This window comes from Dyella sp. C9 (assembly GCF_003332825.1).
In the GTDB taxonomy this organism is placed as follows: Bacteria; Pseudomonadota; Gammaproteobacteria; order Xanthomonadales; family Rhodanobacteraceae; genus Dyella.
The window spans coordinates 140,381-162,346 of the sequence record NZ_QIRF01000005.1 but is presented as its reverse complement, the minus strand read 5'-3'; the positions used below and the strand labels follow the sequence as shown (position 1 = coordinate 162,346).

At 67.5% G+C, this 21,966-nt stretch carries 26 protein-coding genes; 9 read left to right on the top strand and 17 right to left on the bottom strand.

Features of this window, described 5'->3' with window-relative positions; genetic code table 11:
• Nucleotides 1-68: 68 nt before the first annotated feature.
• From DVU99_RS09195 to DVU99_RS09185, 3 genes are read left to right on the top strand one after another with little or no spacing between them, the layout of a single operon-like run.
• The gene (locus DVU99_RS09195; protein WP_114239909.1) at nt 69-1,166 is read left to right on the top strand and encodes a chemotaxis response regulator protein-glutamate methylesterase; all 1,098 of its coding nucleotides are present in this window, start codon (nt 69-71) and stop codon (nt 1,164-1,166) included.
• A gap of 15 nt (nt 1,167-1,181) precedes the next feature.
• Nucleotides 1,182-2,366, top strand: coding sequence for a methyl-accepting chemotaxis protein (locus tag DVU99_RS09190; RefSeq protein ID WP_114239908.1), 1,185 nt, complete (start codon nt 1,182-1,184; stop codon nt 2,364-2,366).
• Between the two features lie 11 nt (nt 2,367-2,377).
• Entirely contained in the window at nt 2,378-2,680 is a 303-nt protein-coding gene (locus DVU99_RS09185) for an STAS domain-containing protein (protein WP_198670243.1), read from the top strand.
• Nucleotides 2,681-2,767: 87 nt separating this feature from the next.
• Here DVU99_RS09185 and DVU99_RS09180 read toward each other — a convergent pair whose 3' ends face one another.
• From DVU99_RS09180 to cdd, 10 genes are all read right to left on the bottom strand, one after another.
• A complete protein-coding gene (locus DVU99_RS09180; RefSeq protein ID WP_114239907.1) occupies nt 2,768-3,835 on the bottom strand; it encodes a M48 family metallopeptidase in 1,068 nt (355 codons plus the stop codon).
• A gap of 5 nt (nt 3,836-3,840) precedes the next feature.
• Nucleotides 3,841-5,022, bottom strand: coding sequence for a YjgN family protein (locus DVU99_RS09175; protein WP_114239906.1), 1,182 nt, complete (start codon nt 5,020-5,022; stop codon nt 3,841-3,843).
• 120 nt (nt 5,023-5,142) lie between these two features.
• A complete protein-coding gene (locus tag DVU99_RS09170; protein WP_157971386.1) occupies nt 5,143-6,333 on the bottom strand; it encodes a GGDEF domain-containing protein in 1,191 nt (396 codons plus the stop codon).
• Nucleotides 6,334-6,558: 225 nt separating this feature from the next.
• Complete coding sequence (locus DVU99_RS09165; RefSeq protein ID WP_114239904.1) at nt 6,559-6,921, bottom strand: hypothetical protein; 363 nt, start codon at nt 6,919-6,921, stop codon at nt 6,559-6,561.
• Nucleotides 6,922-7,019: 98 nt separating this feature from the next.
• Entirely contained in the window at nt 7,020-7,595 is a 576-nt protein-coding gene (locus DVU99_RS09160) for an NUDIX hydrolase (protein ID WP_114239903.1), read from the bottom strand.
• 66 nt (nt 7,596-7,661) lie between these two features.
• Nucleotides 7,662-8,627, bottom strand: a complete 966-nt coding sequence (locus DVU99_RS09155) for a DMT family transporter (protein ID WP_114239902.1) — start codon at nt 8,625-8,627, stop codon at nt 7,662-7,664.
• Nucleotides 8,628-8,842: 215 nt separating this feature from the next.
• Nucleotides 8,843-9,667, bottom strand: a complete 825-nt coding sequence (locus DVU99_RS09150) for an AraC family transcriptional regulator (RefSeq protein WP_114239901.1) — start codon at nt 9,665-9,667, stop codon at nt 8,843-8,845.
• Nucleotides 9,668-9,731: 64 nt separating this feature from the next.
• Complete coding sequence (locus tag DVU99_RS09145; RefSeq protein WP_114239900.1) at nt 9,732-10,625, bottom strand: 5'-3' exonuclease H3TH domain-containing protein; 894 nt, start codon at nt 10,623-10,625, stop codon at nt 9,732-9,734.
• Nucleotides 10,622-11,191 carry a nitroreductase gene (locus tag DVU99_RS09140; RefSeq protein WP_114239899.1) on the bottom strand — a complete coding sequence of 190 codons (570 nt, stop codon included), beginning with the start codon at nt 11,189-11,191 and terminating at the stop codon, nt 10,622-10,624. Before DVU99_RS09140 ends, DVU99_RS09145 begins: the two co-directional genes overlap by 4 nt.
• 105 nt (nt 11,192-11,296) lie before the next feature.
• Entirely contained in the window at nt 11,297-11,704 is a 408-nt protein-coding gene (cdd, locus tag DVU99_RS09135; protein WP_114239898.1) for a cytidine deaminase, read from the bottom strand.
• A 164-nt stretch (nt 11,705-11,868) separates the two neighbouring features.
• On the opposite strand from cdd, the gene DVU99_RS09130 reads away from it, so the two are divergent.
• Nucleotides 11,869-12,969: an NAD(P) transhydrogenase subunit alpha gene (locus tag DVU99_RS09130; protein ID WP_114239897.1), complete on the top strand. Its 1,101-nt coding sequence runs from the start codon at nt 11,869-11,871 to the stop codon at nt 12,967-12,969.
• Nucleotides 12,970-13,009: 40 nt separating this feature from the next.
• Here the strand turns inward: DVU99_RS09130 and DVU99_RS09125 are convergent, their stop codons facing one another.
• From DVU99_RS09125 to DVU99_RS09115, 3 genes are all read right to left on the bottom strand, one after another.
• A complete protein-coding gene (locus DVU99_RS09125) occupies nt 13,010-13,480 on the bottom strand; it encodes a DUF3106 domain-containing protein (RefSeq protein WP_232823528.1) in 471 nt (156 codons plus the stop codon).
• Nucleotides 13,481-13,599: 119 nt separating this feature from the next.
• Nucleotides 13,600-13,986: a DUF3619 family protein gene (locus DVU99_RS09120; protein WP_114239896.1), complete on the bottom strand. Its 387-nt coding sequence runs from the start codon at nt 13,984-13,986 to the stop codon at nt 13,600-13,602.
• A complete protein-coding gene (locus DVU99_RS09115; protein ID WP_114239989.1) occupies nt 13,983-14,567 on the bottom strand; it encodes an RNA polymerase sigma factor in 585 nt (194 codons plus the stop codon). Before DVU99_RS09115 ends, DVU99_RS09120 begins: the two co-directional genes overlap by 4 nt.
• A gap of 138 nt (nt 14,568-14,705) precedes the next feature.
• Here DVU99_RS09115 and DVU99_RS09110 point away from each other — a divergent pair, with 138 nt between their 5' ends.
• Both DVU99_RS09110 and DVU99_RS09105 read left to right on the top strand, forming a co-directional pair.
• Entirely contained in the window at nt 14,706-15,011 is a 306-nt protein-coding gene (locus DVU99_RS09110) for an NAD(P) transhydrogenase subunit alpha (protein WP_114239895.1), read from the top strand.
• Nucleotides 15,011-16,441: an NAD(P)(+) transhydrogenase (Re/Si-specific) subunit beta gene (locus DVU99_RS09105; RefSeq protein WP_114239894.1), complete on the top strand. Its 1,431-nt coding sequence runs from the start codon at nt 15,011-15,013 to the stop codon at nt 16,439-16,441. Before DVU99_RS09110 ends, DVU99_RS09105 begins: the two co-directional genes overlap by 1 nt.
• A gap of 7 nt (nt 16,442-16,448) precedes the next feature.
• On the opposite strand, the gene DVU99_RS09100 is transcribed toward DVU99_RS09105, so the two are convergent.
• Nucleotides 16,449-16,889, bottom strand: a complete 441-nt coding sequence (locus DVU99_RS09100; RefSeq protein WP_114239893.1) for a hypothetical protein — start codon at nt 16,887-16,889, stop codon at nt 16,449-16,451.
• Nucleotides 16,890-17,092: 203 nt separating this feature from the next.
• Between DVU99_RS09100 and sufT the strand changes: the two genes are divergently transcribed.
• The 3 genes from sufT to ppk2 all read left to right on the top strand — a co-directional run bounded on the left by sufT (nt 17,093) and on the right by ppk2 (nt 19,166).
• Nucleotides 17,093-17,650, top strand: a complete 558-nt coding sequence (sufT, locus tag DVU99_RS09095) for a putative Fe-S cluster assembly protein SufT (RefSeq protein ID WP_114239892.1) — start codon at nt 17,093-17,095, stop codon at nt 17,648-17,650.
• A 116-nt stretch (nt 17,651-17,766) separates the two neighbouring features.
• Complete coding sequence (locus DVU99_RS09090) at nt 17,767-17,985, top strand: YdcH family protein (RefSeq protein ID WP_114239891.1); 219 nt, start codon at nt 17,767-17,769, stop codon at nt 17,983-17,985.
• Nucleotides 17,986-18,038: 53 nt separating this feature from the next.
• Nucleotides 18,039-19,166, top strand: a complete 1,128-nt coding sequence (gene ppk2, locus DVU99_RS09085) for a polyphosphate kinase 2 (protein ID WP_114239890.1) — start codon at nt 18,039-18,041, stop codon at nt 19,164-19,166.
• Nucleotides 19,167-19,245: 79 nt separating this feature from the next.
• On the opposite strand, the gene DVU99_RS09080 is transcribed toward ppk2, so the two are convergent.
• Genes DVU99_RS09080 through DVU99_RS09070 form a run of 3 tightly spaced genes read right to left on the bottom strand, consistent with a single transcriptional unit; the run spans nt 19,246 to nt 21,960 of the window.
• The gene (locus DVU99_RS09080; RefSeq protein WP_114239889.1) at nt 19,246-19,737 is read right to left on the bottom strand and encodes an asparaginase domain-containing protein; all 492 of its coding nucleotides are present in this window, start codon (nt 19,735-19,737) and stop codon (nt 19,246-19,248) included.
• A 57-nt stretch (nt 19,738-19,794) separates the two neighbouring features.
• Nucleotides 19,795-21,441, bottom strand: coding sequence for an acyl-CoA dehydrogenase family protein (locus DVU99_RS09075; RefSeq protein WP_114239888.1), 1,647 nt, complete (start codon nt 21,439-21,441; stop codon nt 19,795-19,797).
• Nucleotides 21,442-21,489: 48 nt separating this feature from the next.
• Nucleotides 21,490-21,960, bottom strand: a complete 471-nt coding sequence (locus DVU99_RS09070; protein WP_198670242.1) for a cupin domain-containing protein — start codon at nt 21,958-21,960, stop codon at nt 21,490-21,492.
• Between the last annotated feature and the right edge of the window lie 6 nt (nt 21,961-21,966).

The window sequence follows — 21,966 nt, the reverse complement described above, 5'->3', positions numbered from 1 at the left end:
GCCGTCACGGGCCAGCATGCGTGGGCGCGGCGCGTCGCGCTGCACGACGAAGGCGAGACGAATAGGCGATGGAAAGAGTACGTGTCCTGGTGGTCGATGACTCCGCACTGGTGCGGAAGCTGCTGTCGACCATGCTCTCGTGTGACCCCGGCATCGAGGTGGTGGGGACGGCGGCCGATCCGCTGATTGCCCGCGAAAAGATCAAGCAGCTCAACCCCGACGTGCTCACGCTCGACGTGGAGATGCCGCGTATGGACGGCATTACCTTCCTCGAGAACCTGATGCGGCTGCGCCCAATGCCGGTGGTGATGGTGTCCTCGCTCACCCAGGAGGGCGCCGAGGTCACCCTGCGCGCGCTGGAACTGGGCGCCGTGGATTTCTTCACCAAGCCCAGCACCGACCTGGCGGCGACCTTCGCCGAAGGCGCGCAGGAGATCTGCTCCAAGGTGAAGCTCGCCGCGCTGGCCCGTCCGCGTCAGCGCACCGCCGTGCGCAAGCTTGACGTGCCGCCGCGCCTTTCCGCCGACGCGGTGCTGCCGCGCGCACAGACCGCCGGCACCCGTGGTGGCAGCCCGATCATCGCCATTGGCGCCTCCACCGGCGGCACCGAGGCCATCCGCGTGGTGCTGGAGGCGATGCCGCCCGACGCACCGCCGATCGTGATCACCCAGCATATTCCCGCCGCCTTCAGCGGCCCCTTCGCGGCACGCATGGACACCTGTTCGGCCATGCGCGTGTGCGAGGCGCGCGACGGCCAGCCGATCCAGCAGGGCCATGCGTACATCGCGCCAGGCAGCCAGCACCTGCTGGTGATGTGGGACGGCGCCAAGTACGTATGCCGCCTGCACAACGGTCCGCCGGTCAACCGCCACAAGCCCAGTGTGGACGTGCTGTTCCGCTCGATGGCAGCCAGCGTCGGCCGCGCCGGCATCGCCGCTCTGCTCACCGGCATGGGCGACGACGGCGCGCGTGGCCTGCTGGAGCTGCAGCAAACCGGTGCCCGCACCCTCGTGCAGGACGAGGAGTCCTCGGTGGTGTGGGGCATGCCGGGCGCCGCCTGGAAGCTGGGCGCCGCGGGCGAGAAGCTTCCCCTGGACCACATTGCCGCGCGCCTGCTCGCGCTGGCCAATCAACCCATCCCCCGTGCCGCCGTGCCGGCCAACTGATTTTCGGATATCCCCATGGACGCCATTCTCTCCTTCATGCGCGTGCGCCCCGTCGTCGGCCTGGCCGCCAGTGCCGTGGCGTTGCTGCTGGCGCTGCTGTGGCACTCGCCCTGGCTGGCCCCGGTGCTGATCGTGCTGCTCACTGTCGCCTGGATCGTCGAGCTGCGGCGCACGCCGCCGATGGTCGAAACGGTGATCGAAGAATCGCTGGGCCATCACGCGCCCGTGCGCGAAACGCTGGAGGAAGTGCGCAGCTCGCTGGTTGATGAGCTCGGCCACGCTACGCGCGAACTGCACCAGGCACTGGACCTGTTGCGCGACGCGGTGTCCGAACTGGGCGGCGGCTTCGACGGCCTCTCGCGCAAGACCGGCATGCAGCAGTCGCTGCTGCGCCAGATCATCGACGCGCAGAACGAAGGCGTGTCGGTGCAGGCCTTCGCTGCGCGCACCGGCGACCTGCTCGAGCACTTCGTCGACATGGTGGTGCAGATGTCGCGCGAGAGCCTGCGCATCGTCTACCGCATCGACGGCATGGCCAAGGAAATGGACGCGGTGTTCGGACTGCTGAAGAACGTCAACCCCATCGCCGAGGAAACCAACCTGCTGGCGCTGAACGCGGCGATCGAGGCGGCGCGCGCCGGCGAGTCGGGCCGTGGCTTCGCGGTGGTGGCCGGCGAGATCCGCAACCTGGCCAGCCATTCCAACCAGTTCAACGAACAGATCGGCAGCCACGTCGAGCGCGCCCGCACCGCGATGGAGCAGTTGCGCGGCCTGGTCGGCACCATGGCGTCGCAGGACCTCAACGTGGCGCTGTCCGCCAAGGGCGGCATCGACGCCATGATGGCCCATGTGACCGAAAGCGACGCGCGTACCAACAAGGTCGCCGACCAAGTGGTCGAGATCAATCGCGGCCTGGGCACCGACGTGGCCACCACCGTGCGTTCGCTGCAGTTCGAGGACATCCTGAGCCAGCTGATCAACCAGACCCGGCAGCGCCTGGTCGAGTTGCAGGAAGTCACCACCGAATGCACCCGCGACATCGAGGAACTGGCGTGCAGCCCGCTCGACGCAGAGCTGCTGGCTCAGCGTGCGCAGCGCGTGCGCAACCGCCTGGCCATCCAGCGCGAGAAGGCCCGCCTGCGTTCGCGTGGCCCGGCGCTGCAGAACTCGATGGACGCCGGCGAGATCGAACTCTTCTAAGGATGCCCGTCATGAGCCTGACCGTTCACCACGATACCGAGCAAGATTGCGTCACCCTGCAGATGGGCGAGCGCTTCGACTTCAGCGTGCATCGCGCGTTCCACGATGCCTGCCTCAATGGCCGCGCGGCGCGCAGCTACGTGATCGACCTGGGCGAAGTCACCAGCATGGACAGCTCAGCGTTGGGCATGCTGATGCTGCTGCGCGAACACGCCGGCGACGATCGCTCCGAGATCCGCATCGTCAACGCCGACACCGGCCTGCGCGGCACGCTGCGCGTGGCGGGGTTCGACAAGCTGTTCGTCCTGCATTGATGGCTTGTTCCCTCTCCCCAGGGGGGAGAGGGCAGGTTGAGCGGTCAGCCTGGCCCCACGCTCCCGCTGCGGGCCGGCTCTTCACCCTCATTTCTTTGCCTGCACCGCCGCCCCCGCGCCGTGCCGGGCCTTGAATGCCAGCGACGCCGCCTCGGCTCGCCCGATGCGATCCGCATTCAACGGGTGACTCATCACGTAGCGCTCCGCGGCCTGGTCCTTGGACTCCGGATGGCTGCGCTGCAGCGCCTGCATCATGTGCACGAACGCCACCGGATCGATGTCCTGCCGGGACAGCGCCGCGAACGCGAAGCCGTCAGCATCCTCTTCGAAGGTGCGCGAATAGTGGCTGTTGATCAGGAACAGCGGGATGCCTGCGGTGATGCCGCCCATCGAGGTGACGTCGCCCATCATCATGCCGGCGACGATGAACGCGCCGGAGTTGCGCAACACCTGCCGCAGCATGTGGTGATGGACCTGATGCCCCAGTTCGTGGGCAATCACGGCGATGAAAGCCTCATCGTCAGGCAGCGCGCTGGCGAGCTGATCGGTGAAGACGATGGTGCCGTCGGGCAGCGCAAAGGCATTCGCGCCGATCATCGGTGCGCTGTAGAACTTCAGGCGCACATCGCCGAGTCCGGGCATGCCCAGCGCAAAGTGCCAGAACACCGCTTGCAGGTGGGTCTGGCGCTCGGCGGACAGGTGGGTCGGCAGGAGCACGCGTCCTTCGAGTGCAGTCAGCGACTGCCGCCCCATGCTCGATTCCAGCGCGTGCGGCAGGTGATCGGCCACGCGGTCGGCGGCCCAGGGCACGCCGTACTCGAACAAGGCGAGCAACGAGACGACGACCACGACTACGCCCGCCAGCGCGGCCATCCAGCGACGCTCCAGCCAGTCCACCAGCTTTTCCAGCCGGTGGTGCCCTGGAAACCAGTCGGCCGGCATCTGGTCGTGCTCGATCTGCAGGTGTGCGCCATCGGCCAGATGCAGCACGAAGGGAAGGCCGGTGACGCGCGCACTGGGCTCCATCGACGCCAGTGACGCCTGCCATGCGCGCTGGCGATCAGCGGTGCGCCAATGGAGCACCGCGTCCTCGCGCCACACCTCCACCCAGATGGGACGGGTGGAGAGTCCGTCGAAATAGACGGCTGGCGTCATGCCTGTCACAGGCCGATGTCGATGCCCAGCAGGCTGTCCATCTCGGTCGCGGCGGCGCCGACTTCACCGTGCGAGAACGCATCACGCACGAAGTCGTTGAGATCGCCTCCACCGATGATTTCCAGGTTCGCCGCCCGGTAGCGCGCCAGTCGGATGCGCGCCCACGGCCACGCCAGCCCCAACGTGCACAGCACCACCACCGCGTTGCTGAGGTAGATGCCCAGCAACGGCCAGTAGGCCAGGGTGGAGTGGAAGCGATAGCTGCCGAGCTGGGCCTGGTTGTACATCTGGTTGGTCATGGCCTTGTGGGCATAGGTCCAGACGGCCAGGTAAGCGGGCGCCATCACCAGGTAGGCGCTGGCGATGAACCAGATCGGCGGCGCCTTGGGATTGAAGCCCTGCAGGTGGCCCTTCAAGGCCGATACCGCCAGTGCACCGAACAGTGCCGCGCACGCCAGGAAGGCCACGATGGCGATGCCTACCGCCTTGATGTAGATGGCGTAGTAGTTGGAGAGCTGGCCCTTGAAGCGGAACGACTTACCGCCGAAGTGGTGATGCTCGATCATCCACTGCTGCTGGTTGCCCTTGATCCATGGGTAGATGCCGGTGAAGGCCGCAAAGGCGAGCAGCAAGCCGACCAGCGCATGGCCGCCGGCACTCAGCACGATCACCAGCACCATCGGCACGGCCAGCAGCAGATAGGTCAGCAGATACCATTGGTAGGCACCGGCGTAGTCCTGGGTAAAGTGGAAACGCAGCCCACGCCAGGATGAATAGCGGGCCCGGAACATCAGGCTCTTGACGATCATCCATGGCATGAACAGGCCCACCACCAGCGCCGCACCCAGTTGCACCGGCCTGGAAACGTGGCCGGCCAGCGCGTAGAGCGCAAAGATGAGGGCGGTCAGCAGCCGCCCGCGCAGAATGGGCAAGGGCCTGGCCAGGTATTCAAATGGCGTGTCGGCCAGTGCCGTGCTGGCGTACATGTAGCGTCGCGTGCGCACCGTGGCCCAGGCGGAGTAGATGCCCAGCGTCACCAGGCTCAGGGCCACGTTGACGATCCAGATGCGGAAGTAATCCCGCGCGTTGCCCCGGAATTCGAGGCGGCGCGAGCGGTCGGTCAGGTCTGCGGCAGGAACATCGAGTTCGGGCAGGTAAATGCCCGAGGCCATCGTCTCGTGATGCATATCCTTCGATCCCCCATCCCTTGTATGCCTCCCCCCGGAAGCGGGGGCAGCATAGCCGAGATTTCTATGGCGAGTGGGGTCAGGAACTTACGATCACGTAGGCGGATTCTGATGACGCCGTCAGCAGCGGGAGTCGCCTGCTTCGGCCAGCCGGCGGGCGTCCAGCTCTGCCCAACTGACACCATTGCGGCCATCGAACTTGGTCCGGTACATGGCCTCGTCCGCCTCCCGCACCAGCTGTTCAAAGCGTGCCCCCGGCCGGGCCACGGTCACGCCGATGCTCGCCGTTACCGGGATGCTCTGGTGGCCGATGCGGGTTGGCGAATGGGCCAGCGCATGGCGCAGCCGCTCCGCCACGTCCAGCGCCTGCTGCATGCTGGCACCGGGCAAGGCCAGTACGAACTCCTCGCCACCGTAGCGACTGGCCAGCTGGCCGGGCCAGCGGGTCACCTGCGAGAGGACGCGGGTGACGTGCCGCAGCACTGCGTCGCCGGCGTCGTGTCCCCAGGTGTCGTTGATCTGCTTGAAGTGGTCGAGGTCGAAGATGAGCAACGCGAAGGGCAGCCCACGCTGCTGGCAGCGTGCCATGGCGGCGCGTCCCTCCCCGACGATGGCGCTGCGGTTGAGCAGGCCGGTCAGGCCGTCGGTTTGCGCGGCCCGGCGCAGGTCCACCATCAGCCGCTCGGTGATCAGTTGCAGCAAGGCGAAGTACGAGGCCAATCCCGTCAGGATGCCGATCACGTAGGTGGCCACCACCGGCGTGCCCGCCTCCATGATGTCCTGGCCCGGCGGCAACGGCATCAGCGAACGGGCGAAATAGAACAGTCCGTTGACCAGCATCACCGCGCCGGCAATGCGGCAGCTCGCCCGGATTTCGGGCTTGCTGTGGCGGAACAGCAGGTAGGCGAAGGCGAAATTGAATCCCATCGCTTGAAGGCTGCCGATCAGCAGCCGGGTCCCCAGGCTCGGCGTGACATAGGCATACCAGGCGATGAAGGCGGTGTAGGCGGCCACGAACACCAGTGGCCAGCGCCAGCGCAGCGACAAGTCCAGGTGGGTGGCGATGCCCTTGAGCGCCAATGCGTTCGATGCGGTCAGCAGGCCATTGCCGAGCACGATCGAGAACAGGTCGGGAACATGGTTGCGCAAGCCGATCAGCGTGATGGCAACCGTGCTCATCCAGATCGCCGCTACCCAGATGCGCAACACCCGCTGGGTGTGAAGTACGGTCATCAATGACGTGAAACCGATCGACGCGCCAACGCCCATCAACAGGCTGGCGAGGGTCAGGGTCGGTATGTCCAGATGCATGGCGCTCCCTTCTGCCAGCGCGTCCACCCCGGCCATGGGGGACGAGCCGGGCCTCGTGAGAGGCTGGTGGATCGACGTCATCGTCGCTGGTCAACAAGCATATCGGAAGATCTGGCGAAAACTTGAACTGTGTCACATTTACGCAGGCGCCTGACCTGTGACGCGGGCAAAAAAGAGGCCCCTTGCGGGGCCTCAAATGAAGCAAGATCAAAGTACTAGGGGGTATTACCAGGTGCGCACGTCGGCGACGCCGACCGTGTAGGACTGCATTTCCGGGTCGAAACGGAACAGGCGACCCAGGTCGAAGTCAACCGACTGGCCCGGGCTGATGTTGGTGGTACCGGCCGGCCAGCCCTTCTTGGTCTGCAGCACCTTGCCCGAACCGTCCTTGGCGTCGATGGTGATCTGCGCGGCGGCGGCTTCGGCGCAATGGTTAACCAGCTGGCCGCTGAGGCTCAGGCGGGCGCCCATGCCACTGCCCACGACCTTCATCTTGAAGTCCTGGACAACGAAATCGGTGGGGGCGCAGGCGGCGTGGGCAGCCAGCGGAGCGAACACGAACAGGGCGGAAGCGAGCAGGGTCTTCATGGCTTAAATCCGTCGATGAGGTCAGGTCAAAGGGTGGGATGACATGACCGGCATCGGCGGATTCGCCGGATTCTTTAGTTTTCGTTACGAGGAAGCGTTCAGCTTCGGGCCAACAGGTCGGTGTGCTCGATGAACCACAGGCCCGCGAACAGCTTGGGATCGATCGAGTAGCCCTCGGCCGCGCGGGCGAACAGCCACTGGCCGGCCTCGCTGCGCGGTACCTCGTGCACCACGATGTTCTCGCTCTCGTCGCCGCCGCCGGGGCCGACCTTCTCCAGCTCCCAGGCGCGCACGAAGGCGATCATCTCCGTGCTCATGCCCGACGAGGATGGCCCCTCGTGCACGAATTGCAGCCGCTTGCAGCGGTAGCCGGTTTCCTCTTCCAGTTCGCGCGCGGCGGCGAGCATGGCATCTTCGTCGCCGTGCTCGTGCAGGTCGCCGACCAGGCCCGCCGGCATCTCGATGGTGTTCCTGAGGATGGAGACGCGGTACTGCTCGACGAACAGCACCTTGTCCTCAGGGGTTACCGCCAGGATGATCACCGCGCCGCCCGGGTTGTTGCGCTCGGCGTACTCCCAGCGTCCGCGCTTGCGCAGGCTCAGCCACTTGCCCACGTACAGGGTTTCTTCCGGCGCGCTGGCGTCGGCGGGGGCGGCTTGGTGTGGATGCGTCATCGGCGTGGAAGGGCACAGGGGAAAGACCCCATGGTGCCCTGCGAATATGGCAGCGACAACCGCGCTTCACTCCGCCGGTGCCAGCTCCACTGGGCGCGGGCGGATGCGCACCGCCCAGGCCACGCCCGCCACCAGCAGTGCGACGCCGGCCAGCGTCAGCGCTCCGGGGCGTTGGCCTCGCAACGCAAAGGCATAGGCGAGTGCGGCGAGTGTCTCGAACACGATCAGCTGCCCGGCCATGGCGGTGGGCAGCCGCTGGCTGGCGGCGTTCCAGCACAGCGTGCCCAGCCAGGAGGCAAACAGTCCGATCGCCGCCATCAATCCCACGAAACGCCAGGGCTGTGGGCCGAGCGGCAGTTCGAACGAACTGCCGTGCAGGCGCATGAACGACCACAGCAGCAGGTATCCGGCCAGGGCCAGCGGCAGCGTGGCCAGGCCCTGCGCCGTGGCCCATGTGCGGGGACTGCGTCCGGGATGCTCGCGCAGCCACTCGGCATTGCGCAGCGGATACCAGGTCCAGCACGCCACTGCGCCGCAGGCGAGCAGGGCGCCACGCGCATAGCGTCCCAGCTCGCCGGACGGGTCAACGCCCAGCGCGCTCAGCTCGGCGCGGTTGACGCACGCGATGCCGGCGGCGATCAGCAGCAGCGACGGCGTCAGCCAGCGCCACGGTAGCCGCCCGTCGCGCCGTGCATGGCGCAGGTTCGCGCTGATGGCGATCACCACCGGCAGCGTGCCGATGATCATCGTCGGCAATGGCGCACCCGCCAGCTGGATGGCGCTGGCCAGGCACAGGTAATAAAGCAGGTTGCCGATCGCGGCGAGGCGCAGCGCGGTCAACCAGTCGCTGCGCGACAGCTGCCTGAGTGCGTGCCGATCGATCCAGCCGAGCGGCAGCGCAATCAAGCCGAACGCGAGATAGCGACCCACCGATTGCAGTGCCGCCGGGTAATCCGGCAACAGCAGCGGGCTGACGAAGACCAGTCCCCACATGAGGCCGGCGGCGAGGGCGTAAAGGATTCCTGTCCACATGCGGGAAGCGTGGCGTGCGCAAGGGCTGGTGTCTTGTACGAGGTTGCGGTGTGCTTCTCCCCGGCGATGGCTTGCGCCTGTAGGAGCGCACCCTGTGCGCGATGGACCGGGGCGAAGACCGGTCCATCGCGCACAGGGTGCGCTCCCACAAGGACGGCGGCGCAAAGTGGCCAAGCAAACCCGGCGACGCAAACTTCGACTCCACGCGTCGTCCGCTACCTGCGCAACTCCCTCTGGTACCGCGCTGGCGTCACCCCGTAGCGCCGCGCGAACGCACGCGTCAGGTGCGCCTGGTCGGTAAGGCCGACGGCGGCGGCCACCAGTGCGGGCGCTTCGCCGCGCGCGAGCTGGCGCTTGGCTTCGGCCAATCGGAACGCCATCAGCATCTGCTGCGGCGTGGCGTGGTGATGAGTGCGGAACTGGCGCAGGAAGTGGAACGGGCTGAGTCCGGCCACGCCAGCCAGCTCATCCAGCGTGAGGCGGCGCGACAGCTGGGCGTGCAGGTAATCCAGCACCGGCGCAAAACGCACGGGGGCTCCATCTTGCGCCTTGCACGGCACCCGTGCGTGCAGGCGAAACTGCGCGAGCAGCTCATGCAGCAGACTGTCGAAGGCAAGGGGTTCGTCGGCCTGCCACAGCGCGTCGAGCAGGGCGGTGACGCGCCGTGCGCTGGGCAGGTCCTCGCGCACGACATCACTGAACCACCAGCCTGGTTCACCGGTGACTTCGGCCACGGCTTCGGGCTCGATGTAGACCATGCGGTAGAACCAGCCACCGTCGGTCTCGGCCTGGCCGGTATGCAGCTCGTCGGGGTTCATCATCACCACCGAGTCGGCCGGCGCCAGGTGCTCGGCGCCGCGATAGCGGAAACGCTCCACGCCGGCCTCGATGGCGCCCAGGCCGAAGCCGTCATGCGTATGCGGCTCGAAGGCGTGCCTCACGATATGCGCGCGATAGAGCTCCACGCCGCAACGATGCGCCGCCAGACGGAATTCGGCGGCGTCGCGGCGCGACGCAAACTGGGAGGGGACGCCTTGCATGCCCTCATGCTACCGCAGCAGCGGCGCTCCCCGGGGAGAGATGCCGCTGCCCTGGGCGCGCCGCTCAGCCCTGCAGCAAGGCCTTCAGTCGCGTCCGTGTCAGCGGACCAAAGCGCAGCCGCTCGCACAATGCGTCGATGGCCTCGGCCTCTCCACGCAGGCGACGAAGGGCGTCGGCCTCCGCGGCCACCGGGGCATCCAGCGCGATGCGGGTGAGGCGCCGATAAAGCCGCGCGTTCTCCGCGTGCTCGCGCAGTTTCGCCGCGCAACTGGCCGCACCGCGCAGGCGCAGGAACGGCACCTCGTCGATGCGGTCCAGCAGCGCGTCGAGGCTGCCGAAATGGGCCAGCAGCGCGGCGGCGGTCTTGGCGCCCACGCCGGGCACGCCGGGAATGTTGTCCACGGCATCGCCGCACAGCGCCAGGTAATCGGCGACCTGGTACGGATGCACGCCCAGCCGCTCGAGCACGCCCTCGGGGCCCCAGCGCAGGTTGCGCGCGTAATCCCACTGTTCGTCGTCTTCGCCCAGCAACTGGCCGAAGTCCTTGTCGGCCGACACGATGACGCTGCGGAAGCCGTGGCCACGCAGGCTCCACATGGCGCTGCCGATGAGATCGTCGGCCTCGTAGGTGTGGTCGATCAGCATGGGCACGCCCAGTGCCTGCGTCACCTCGCGGCACAGCACGAACTGGCGCTCAAGGTCCGGCGGCGGCAATTCGCGGTTGGCCTTGTAGGCCGGATAGATGGCGTTGCGGAACGAGGTGGTCAGCGAGGCATCGAAGGCCACGGCCAGGTGTTCGGGCTTCACGCGCTCCAGCAGTTCGCACAGGAAGCGGGTGAAGCCATGCACGGCGTTGACCGGATGGCCGTCCACGTCGTGGAACTCGTCCGGCATCGAGTGCCAGGCGCGAAACACGTAGAGGCTGCCATCGACCAGATGGACGGCTGGACGGCTCATGGCGTCCACGTGCTCAGGTGGTCGGCGAGCTGCGGACGCTCGCGGTCGGGTACGTCGAGCTGCGGCGTGCCGATGTGCACGAAGCCGATCACCTGCTCATGCCCGGTCAGGCCGAGGATCGCCGCCGCTTCGCGGTCATAGGCGGCCCACCCGGTGAGCCATTGGGCTCCGTAGCCCAGCGCCTGGGCGCCCAGCAGCAGGTTGTAGGCCACGCAGCCCGCGCTCAGCTGCTGCTCGATCACCGGCACCTTGCTGGCCGGATCGAGGTGCGCGACCACCACCACCACCAGCGGCGCGAAGTCGTAGCGGGTGCGCTCCTTCTCGCGCTTGGATTCGGGCAGGTCCGGATGCAGCCGCTGCGACAATGCCGCCAGGCGCGCGCCGAACACCTGCTTGGCCGCGCCACGCAGCAGGATCAGGCGGAACGGCTCGAGCTTGCCGTGGTCGGGCACGCGCAGCGAGGTTTCCAGCAGGGCCGTCAGCTCGTCACCTTGCGGGGCCGGCTCGCCGAGCTGGCGGGAGGGCGCGGAGTGACGCTGGAGCAGCAGGGAAAGGGGATGGGACATGGGGAGGTCCGGCAAGGCAAAGCAGCCATGCTACCCCCCGGGGAGTGGGGAGTGAATACGAGGCGGGAAAGGGCGGACGGCCGCCGCTTCCCGCCACACGGCCGCTCAGCTCACCAGGCGGAACGACCCGGGCAACAGGGCCTGCACGGTGGTTTCCTGCACGGCGCCGTCGAGATTGCCCAGCCACACCGGCATGGTCTGTGCGCACAGCTCGGACATCACCTGGCGGCAGGCGCCGCACGGGCTGATCGGTCCAGGCGTGTCGCCGATCACCGCCAGCGCGGCGAACTCGCCCGGCTGGCAACCGGCCGCCACGGCGGAGAACAGCGCGGTGCGCTCAGCGCAGTTGCACAGTCCGTACGAGCCGTTTTCCACGTTGCAGCCGACGAAATAGCGGCCGTCGCGGGTCATCAGGGCGGCGCCGACGAGAAAACGGGAATAGGGCGCATAGGCCTTTTCGCGTGCCTCGCGCGCCAGCTTCAACAGGACATCGGGAACAACGACTTCAGTCATCGGGATCTCCATCGCGGGATCCCCCACCGTGAACTGCGCCGACGCCGGCTTGCATACCGGTGGCGCGCCAGTTAACTCCGTCCGGGCCAAGCCTGCAAGTGGCTGGTGGTTCACGCCGCCGGGCTTGGGCTAGGATGCGAGGACCTTTCCGCAGGGGATGCTCGATGCCGATCACCGTGGCTGCATTGCGCGAAACCGCCGCCGGCGAACGCCGCGTGGCCATCACTCCCGAAGTGGCGAAGAAACTGCACGGAAAGGGCGTGCGCGTGTTGCTCGAACACGGTGCCGGCGCCTCGGCGGGCTTTCCCGACGACACCTACGCCGATGCCGATTTCGCCAGCGCCGACGAGGTGCTTGCGCAAGCGGATCTGCTGGCCTGCGTGCTGCCGCCGGACGACAGCGTGTGGCCGCGCCTGCGCGAAGGCGCCACGGTGGTCGGGCAGCTGCGGCCCTACGGTGCGGCCGCGCGCATCGTGGCGATGGGCAAGCGTCGCCTTACCGCCTTTGCCCTGGAGCTGCTGCCGCGCACCACGCGTGCGCAGGCCATGGACGTGCTGTCCTCGCAGGCGGCCGTGGCCGGATACCGCGCGATGCTGATCGCCGCCGAGGCGGCGCCGAAATTCTTTCCCATGCTGACCACCGCTGCGGGCACCATCCGCCCTTCGCGCGTGCTGGTGATCGGCGCCGGCGTGGCCGGCCTGCAGGCGATCGCCACGGCGCGCCGGCTGGGTGCGCAGACCGAGGGTTACGACGTGCGCCCGGAAACCCGCGAACAGGTCGAATCGCTGGGTGCCAAGTTTCTCGATCTTGGCGTGAGCGCCGCCGGCAGCGGTGGTTATGCGCGCGAACTGTCGGCCGAGGAGCGCGTGGCGCAGCAGCAGGCGCTGGCCGATCACCTCAAGTCGGTCGACGTGATCGTGACCACGGCGGCCGTACCGGGACGCCCTTCGCCAAAGATCCTCACCACCGCGATGGTGGACGGCATGAGGCCGTCGGCGCTGATCGTCGACCTGGCAGCCGAGGGCGGCGGCAACTGCGAACTGACCCGGCCCGGCGAGCGCGTGGAGCATCGCGGGGTGGTGATCCTGGGGCCGCTCAATCTTCCGGCGGGCGCGCCATTGCATGCCTCGGAGATGTACGCGCGCAACGTGTACAACTTCGTCGAGCTGATGGTGCAGGGCGACGCGTTGGCCCCGGATTTCCAGGACGAACTGATCGCCAAGAGCTGCGTCACCCGGAACGGCGAACCGCACTTCCAGGCCTGACCGGCAGCTACAAAAAACCCCGCGTCAGCGGGGTTTTTCTTCAGTGCCGCGGCGGTCCGGGCGGAAACTCGGGCGGCAGGCCATGCGGGCCCGGGCCATGCGGGCCGCCGAATGGTGGCGGCGCGTCGTGCATTTCCTCGTGCCACTGGCGCATCAGTTCCTGGCGCTGGTCCGGCGGCAGCTGCTGGAAATGCTGGAACGCGGCATGCAGCCGTTCGCGCTCGGCCGGCGGCAGCTCCTGGAAGCGGCGGGTGTTCTCCCGGGCCTGCTCGCGCTGCTGCGGGGTCATCTTCTGCCACTGCTCGATGCGCTGGCGCATCTCGGCACGCTGTTCCGGCGGCAGCGAGTTCCACTCGCGTGCACGCTGGAGCATGCGCGCCTGGCGATCAGGCGGAAAACTGTTCCACTTGTCGGCCAGCGGGGCCAGCATCTCGCGCTCGGCGGGCGTCAGGCTCTGCCAGGGGCGCGGCGACGGCGGCGGGCCGGGCGGGAATCCGGGGGGGGGTCCCATGCCCGGGCCCCCGGGTGGGGGCGGTGGCGGCGGAAAATTCTGCGCGTACGAGGTGGAGGCGAAGCTTCCCAGCGCACTGACGAGGAGCAACGCGTACAAAAACCGACTTCGACGCATCATCAACGACTCGCCTGGCTATTACCGTTCTTGGCGAGCCAGCCATAGAAGTCCATGTTCTGGTACAGCGCAGGATCGGCTGCCATGGCGTCCGGTGGCAACTCGTTGTCGGCTTCCGACGGGGTGGAGGCTGCGCTTACCGGCGACGCTGCCGTCGGTCCCTGGGCCGGGGAGGACAGCATCAGGGCCGCAAAGGCGATGGCCGCAAAGGCGCCCGCCGGCAGCAGCAGCTGCAGCAGTCGCTGGGCATAAGTCGAACCCTCCGCGCCGGCCAGCGCCGCACGACGGGCTGCGCGCAGGCGTGCGGCCGTCGATGGGTCGAGCTGACGTGCGGCCTCGCGGTAAAGCTCGCGGGCACGGCGTTCCAGGTGGTTCTCAGGCGCGTTCATCGCCAGTCCTCCAGTTGGTCGCGCAGACGTTGCAGCGCGCGCGACAGGTGTGTTTTTACGCTCCCTTCCGAACAGCCCATGGCCTGGGCGGTTTCCGCCACATCCAGGCCTTCCAGCACACGCAACATGAAAGCTTCGCGCTGGCGCTGGGGCAGCAGTTTCACGGCCGCTGCCATATCCGCGTACGACTGTGCATCATGCAACCTTTCCAGGGGGCCCGGAGAGTTGTCGGGCGGCTCCCAGGCGGGAAGCTCGTCGCCATCCTCATCCCTGCCGCCCAGCCAGCCCACCATGATCGAGCGCACCTTGCGGCGGCGCTGCAGATCCACGATGCGCCGGCGCAGGATGCCCCAGAACAGCGGCGTCCATTCCTGTGCGGGCTTGTCGCTGTAATGCTTGACCAGCCGGAGCATGGCGTCCTGCACGGCGTCCAGCGCGTCCTCACGATGGCCGAGGTTCAGCTCGGCCATGCGGAAGGCGCGACGCTCCACCTGCGCCAGGAAGGCATCCATCGAGGCGGGCACCGCGCGGACATCTTCGGCAAGCAGGTCGGCATCGAGGGTGGAGACGACGCTGCTCATGGCGTCATCGTCCGCTTCGCCGGATCGGGCATGCTGCGACTCCATCGGTACGTCCTTGTGCATCAACGCTCAAGGCTCGCACGGGTTGACCCACGCCCGTATGATGCGTGTACAACGATGTCCTGGCAGGGAGGGGTCATGATCGACGGGTTCCTGGCGCTTTACATCTTCATGCTGGCCGCTTTCACGGGGTACGAGATCATCGCCCGGGTACCGGTGATTCTCCACACGCCGTTGATGTCCGGTTCGAACTTCATTCACGGCATTGTGCTGGTGGGCGCCATGATAGCGCTAGGCCATGCCCAGACCACCTTCGAGCTGGTCATTGGCTTTCTGGGCGTCCTGCTGGGTGCCGGCAACGCCGCCGGTGGCTACGTGGTCACCGAGCGCATGCTGGAGATGTTCAAGTCCAGCAAGCCTGCCGTCAGCAAGGAGACCCACTGATGGGTCTGCTCCCGGACGTGATCAAGGCCTGTTATTTCCTCGCTGCCCTCCTGTTCATCCTCGGTCTCAAGCGCATGAGTTCGCCCCGCACGGCCCGGGGCGGCATCGTGTGGGCCGGTGTCGGCATGCTGGTGGCGGTGCTGGCCACCTTCGCGCTGCCGGACATGCACAACCGGGGCCTGATCCTGGCGGCGGTGCTGATCGGCGTGGCGGCGGCCTGGTGGTCGGGCCGGCGGGTGGCCATGACGGCCATGCCGCAGATGGTGGCCCTGTACAACGGCATGGGCGGCGGTGCCGCCGCGGCCATCGGCGCCGCCGAACTGTTCAGCTACGCGGGCGCCGCGGTGACCCTGCTCGACGGCGACCAGTTCACCGCCAGTGGTACGGCGTCTCCCGGGGCGGCCCAGCTGGCGCTGGCCGTGCTGGGCGCGCTGATCGGCTCGGTCAGCTTCTCCGGCTCGCTGATCGCCTTCGCCAAGCTGCAGGGCTGGCTGGACAAGCGCTTCGTGTTTCCCGGCCAGCGGGCGGTGAACCTGCTGATCCTGGCCGGAGCCGTGGTATTGGGGGCGATGATCGCCAGCGGCCAGCTGAGCATGCCGCTGATCGTGTCGTTCTTCGTGCTGGCGCTGCTGTTCGGCCTGATGATGACGCTGCCGATCGGCGGCGCCGACATGCCGGTGGTGATCTCGCTGTACAACGCCTTCACCGGCCTGGCGGTGGCCTTCGAGGGCTTCGTGCTGCAGAACGAGGCCATGATCATCGCCGGTACCGTGGTGGGTGCGGCCGGTACCCTGCTGACCCAGCTGATGGCCAAGGCCATGAACCGCTCGATCGGCAACGTGCTGTTCGGCAGCTTCGGCGCGGCGGGGGCCGCGGGCCAGGCCATCGATGGCGCCCAGAAGCCGATCGAGGCCAGCGACGCGGCGGTGATGATGGCCTACGCCGAGCGCGTGGTGATCGTGCCCGGCTACGGCATGGCCGTGGCCCAGGCCCAGCACAAGGTGTGGGAGTTCGCCAAGCTGCTGATCGAGCGCGGGGTGAAGGTGAAATTCGCCATCCACCCGGTGGCCGGCCGCATGCCGGGCCATATGAACGTGCTGCTGGCCGAGGCCGGCGTGCCGTATGACCTGATCGCCGACATGGACGACATCAACCCGGAATTTCCCAACACCGACGTGGTCCTGGTGATAGGCGCCAACGATGTGGTCAATCCGCTGGCCAAGACCGATCCGTCCTCGCCGATCTACGGCATGCCGATCCTGGACGTGGCCGCCGCCAAGCAGGTGATCGTGATCAAGCGTGGCAAGGGCACTGGCTTTGCCGGCATCGAGAATGCGCTGTTCTACGCGGACAATGCCCGCATGCTCTATGGCGATGGCCAGGCCGCCGCCGGCCAGCTGGTGGCGGAACTGAAGTCGCTGGATGCGTGAGCCGGATTCAGCCGCCGGTCTTGGCCGGCGGCCTGGCGCGGCCGGCGGCCACGGCCGCCAGGGCCATGCCGATGGCGTACCAGATATAGTCCGGCGTCATCGCCCCGAGCCGGGCCAACTGCAGCAGCAGGCCGAAGCCGGCCGTGCGCAACGCATCGATCAGGCCCAGTCCCATCAACCCGGCGATACGCGCGCCGGCGGTCAGCAGGTTGACGTAGAAAGCCGCCACCAGGGTCGCCAGCGCGGCCAGCAGGGCCGTTCCCGCGCCGGCCGGGCGTACCCAGCCGCACAGCGCCTTGCCCAGCAACCAGCCGATCGGCAGCGCCAGCCACGGCAGGGCGCGCTGCAGGTAGAGCGTGGGAACCATCCACACGGCGCCGGCGGCGAGGCCCAGCACCAGTGCGCTGACCAGCGCCAGTAGCCAGGAGAACGCGACCCGAGCGTTCATGAAAGAGCAGAAAGGAGCAGGGCTGCGGGCACGGGTTCTTCTCTAGCGTAAAACCCCCATCATAGCGCGGCCTGCGCGTCGGCTGCCCCGAGGCCCTTGAGATTGGGCCCGACTGGCCTGATCTCGCAGGCATGCCTGGCCGCCACGCGGCATAATAGGCAGTTCGGTGCGGTCCCTTGCCGCGCCCATCGATGAGATTCGGCATGAGCGGTTTCAGTCTTAGCAGCGAGCCTTTTACCCTGGAGCGTGACTGCCAGGCGGTCATGGTGCCGCAGGGCGAAACGGTGAACCTGCCCGCCGGCCAGGTGGGCTATATCACCCAGGCGCTGGGCGGCAGCTTCACCGTGTACGTGGAAGGTAACCTGTTCCGCATCGCCGGCAACGACGCCGACGCGCTGGGCAAGGAGCCGCCGCCGCCGATCGAGCTGCCGGCGGACGCCAGCGACGCCGACGTCGAAGCCCTGGTGTGGCTGCAACTGCGCACCGTGTTCGACCCGGAGATCCCGATCAACGTGGTCGAGCTGGGCCTGGTCTACGACGTCACCCTGGAACACCCCGCGCCGGACCAGCGCAAGGTATACGTGAAGATGACCCTGACCGCCCCCGGCTGCGGCATGGGCGACATCCTGGTCGACGACGTGCGCACCAAGCTCGAACTGATTCCCACGGTAATCGAGGCGGACGTGGATCTGGTGTTCGATCCGCCGTGGAACCACTCGATGATGTCGGACATCGCCAAGCTCGAAACCGGCATGCTCTGAGGCATCGCACGTTGCGGCCACAAACAGGGTCGCAGCGAACCGATACAGATCAAAACGTTCAGCTCCAGGGGGCGCCAGACTGCGCAACGCAGTCTGACTTAACCACTGGAGCCTTCATGTTTCCTGAGTTCCGCGAGCTGATCACCCAGCTGAAGGGCGAGGATCCTCACTTCTCGCGCTTGTTCCACCGCCACAACACGCTGGACCAGGCCATCAAGAACATGGAGTCCGGCGCGGTCCCCGCCGGCGACTTCGCGATCGAGCAGCTGAAGAAGGAAAAGCTGCTGCTCAAGGATCAGCTCTACAGCATCCTGCGTCGCGCCTCCGCATCCTGATTCGTGCGCCACCTCGGCGCTGTCCTTCTTGTCCATTGCCATGAGGTGACGCGATGCCGTCTCCCAATCCTCCCGTTGTGCCTTTTCCGAACGGGCTCGACAGCCAGACGGGCCCTGTCGCCGAGCCTGATGCCGCGGCCGAACCGCGGAGTCGCCCAGCCCTCAAGGCGCCGGATCCGGAACGGCGCACCGTCCAGGAGGCCATCGACTCGGCCGGGGAACAACTGGCCGCCAGCGTGCACGACATCGTGGCGCAGGCTGCACCGGATGCGGACGCCGTCATCGATGGCGTGCGTACCATCCTCGACGGGCTGGCGCCGGATGACGCGGTCCGCCTGCGCAACCTTGTATTGGAAGGTGACCCCAACCTGCGGGCCGGCCACCGCCATCCGGACGATGAGCTTTCGGCCGGATGGCGCAAGGGCGAGTACCCGTACCGAAACAAGATGTCCCGCCGCAATTACGAGAAGCAGAAGTACCGCCTGCAGGTGGAGCTGCTGAAGCTGCAGGCATGGGTGCGCGAGAGCGGCGAGCGCGTGGTGATCCTGTTCGAAGGGCGCGACGCGGCCGGCAAGGGCGGCGCCATCAAGCGTTTCATGGAGCATCTCAACCCGCGCGGCGCGCGCGTGGTGGCGCTGGAAAAGCCCACCGAATCGGAGCGCGGCCAGTGGTATTTCCAGCGTTATGTACAGCACCTGCCCACTGCGGGCGAGATCGTGCTGTTCGACCGCAGCTGGTACAACCGTGCCGGCGTGGAGCACGTCATGGGGTTCTGTACGCCCAGTGAGTACGACGACTTCATGCGACAGGTGCCGGAGTTCGAGAAGCACCTGGTGTCCAGCGGCATCCACCTGTTCAAGTTCTGGTTCTCGGTAAGCCAGGGCGAGCAGCGCCGGCGTTTTGCCGAGCGCAAGCTGCATCCGCTCAAGCAGTGGAAGCTCAGCCCGGTGGATCTTGCCTCGCTGGACAAGTGGGACGCCTATACGCAGGCCAAGGAAGCGATGTTCGCCCGTACCGACACGGCGGACTCGCCGTGGATCGTGATCCGTTCCGACTGCAAGAAGCGGGCACGCCTCAATGCCATGCGCCACGTACTCAACCGGTTGCCGTACGCCAATGGCCATCGCCAGGCAGTCGGGCTGGCCGATCCGTTGATCGTGGGGCGCGCACTGTTCGGTTGAGTCGCCGTGCTCCCCCAAAAACCACAGGCCCCGGCAGCGATGCCGGGGCCTGTGGTGTTTTGCCGTGGGGCGAGGTCGATCAGCCGTTGGCTTCCTCGAAGCGGTTGGCGTCGCGGTTCTTGCGCACCTTGGCCGGATCCCACACGCGACCGTTCATGGTGATGTAGACGCCATCGGGCAGGGTCTGCACGGCGGCAACGGCACAGCCGATGTTGAACACCGCGTCCGAGCCCTGGAAGCGGGCGGGATTCAGCGCGCCGGTGAGCACGATCACCTTGCCCTTGATGTTGGCCAGTTCGCGTGCGGTCTCGACCATGGTGTCGGTGCCGTGCGTCACCAGCACGTGGCGATGCGGCTGCGCCTCGATGGTGGAACGGATCAGCGCACGGTCCTCGTCGGTGATGTGCAGGCTGTCCTTGCGCAGGATCGGGATCACATCGAACTGGAAGGCCACGCCGAGCTGACCGAGGATCTCGCCGATCTGCGGCGCGCCGATCTTGTAGTCCGACTTGTCGTCGAAATAGATCTTGTCGATGGTGCCGCCGGTGGTGACGATGGTCAGATGCTGCATGGTCGATGATCGCAAGGTGGGGAGGCGCGCATTTTAGCCGCTGGCGCCGTCCCGTGCTCAGTGTGGCCCGAGCAGCAGGGCCGTGTCAGTGGCATCCGCGGCGTTCAGGCGGATCAGGCCATGCCCCACGAAGCGCCGCAACGCCGCGGCGGCCCGGGCACCGCCGCGGGGCGCCGACCAGCTGTCGTGGCGGGCCAGCAGCGCCGCCGCCGCGCAGCGCGCCAGCGTAATGGCCAGGCCTCGCGCACCGGCTTCCAGGCTGTCCCGCTGCCCCGCATGGTCCTGTAGGTAGGCGCTGGCCGCCTGCAAGGCCGCATGGATCTGCGCCCTGGCGTGGGCGTCGATGCTGTCGGCCAGCCAGCCGTCGATGGCCCGGTGCAACGGGGCCAACTGCTCGGCGCCAAGCGCGCGCAGGCTGTCGAGTGAGAGCACGTTGGTGGTGCCCTCCCAGATCGCATAGACCTGCGCATCGCGCAGCAGCTGCGGCAGGCCGGTGTCCTCGACGTAGCCGGCGCCGCCGAAGCACTCCAGTGCCTCCGAGCACATGCGCACGGCCATCTTGCCGGTCCACAGCTTGGCCAGTGGCGTCAGCAGCCGCAGGAGGGCGGCTTCGTGGGGTTGTGCTGCGCCATGCTCCACCCGGCCGAGCAGATGCGCGACCTCGAAGGTCAGCGCGAACGCCCCTTCGAACTCGGCCTGCAGGTCGGCCAGCGTCTGCGCGTGCAGCGGTTGCTCGATGAGCCGCTTGCCGAAGGCGCGGCGGCGCGTGGCGTAGTCGCGGGCGAGGGTGAGTGCGCGGGCCATGCTGGCGGTGGCGCCCACGGCGTTCCAGGTGCGCGTGATGTTGAGCATCGGCGCCACCTGGCGCACGCCGTTGGCAAGTTCGCCCAGCGGCCAGGCGGGGATCCCCTCGAGATGGATTTCCGCGGTGGGCAGCTCGTGCGTGCCCAGCTTGTCCTTGAGGCGGTCGATCACCAGTTCGGGCCGGCGGCGTTCGCCGTCCATGGTCTCCACGTAGAACAGCGCCAGTGCCGACGCGCCGGTCCCGGCGCCCTCGGGGCGCGCCAATGCCAGCGCCATTTCGCCGACCACGGCGGAGCTGAACCACTTGCGGCCGTACAGCCGCCACTGGCCGTTGGCGTCCTGGCGCGCGATGGTTTCGGTGTTGCCCACGTCCGAGCCGCCGGTGTTCTCGGTCATCCATTGGCCGCTCAGCCAGAAGCTGCCGGTGTCGCGGCTGAGCAGATGAGGCAGGGCGCGATCCAGCAGCGCCTTGTTGCCCGAGGCCTTCAGCGCGGTGGCCGCGCCATCGGTCATCGCCAGCGGGCAGGTATAGAACTCGCTGGCGACGTGATAGAGGTAGACGCGGGCAAACTCTTCCAGTCGCGCGTGCTCGTGCGCCTCATGGCCCGCGGCCAGCACGGCGTGGCGGGTGGTGAGTTGCGGGCCTTCCAACCAGGCCTCGGTCAGTTCGATGCGGTCGACCCGGTTGCCCCACGCATCCCACTGGGTCAGCACCGGCTTGCGGCGGGTGCTGTGCGCGGCGCGCTTGAAGGCCATGCAGGCATGGTCGCCCAGGGCGTCGAGGTCTGCCGCCAATACGGCGCGACGGGCCGGTGGCAGGGCGCGTTCCAGCATCGCCTGCAGCAGGCGGTCCTCACGGTACGGATGGGCGAGCTGCGGTGGTTCCTGCACGAATCCCATGATCGGCCCTCGTCGGATGGCTCCGGCCAGTATAGGCGCGTGAGGCGCTCAGCCGTCCTGGATGGCCGCGATGTCGACCAGGTCTTCCTGCTTGCCGTTGATGTACAGGCGCAGGCCGCGGTGCGGGTAGTCGCAGACGTCGTGTTCCAGTCGCTGGCCCATCACCAGCAGCACCAGCGGCGACTTGCCCGTGTTGGTCACCACATGCGCAGGCCCGTTGCGCGCGAAGCCGAGGAAGTCGCCCTCGCCGATGTCATGGTGATGACCGTCGACCATGGCGCTGCCATGGCCGCTGAGCACGTACACGCATTCTTCCTCGTACCGGTGCCGGTGGTACTCGCTGGAGTCGTGGCCCGGCATCAGCGTGATGTGGTGCACGCCGATCTGGCTCAGGCCTGTGGCATCGCCGAGCGACTTGCGATGGCGCACGCCATTGGGGTTCAGCGTATGCACGCTGACCGTGGCTTCCATGGCCTCGATGTCGGCCGCCTTCAGCAGTTCCCGCGGTTGTTTGCTCACATGCAA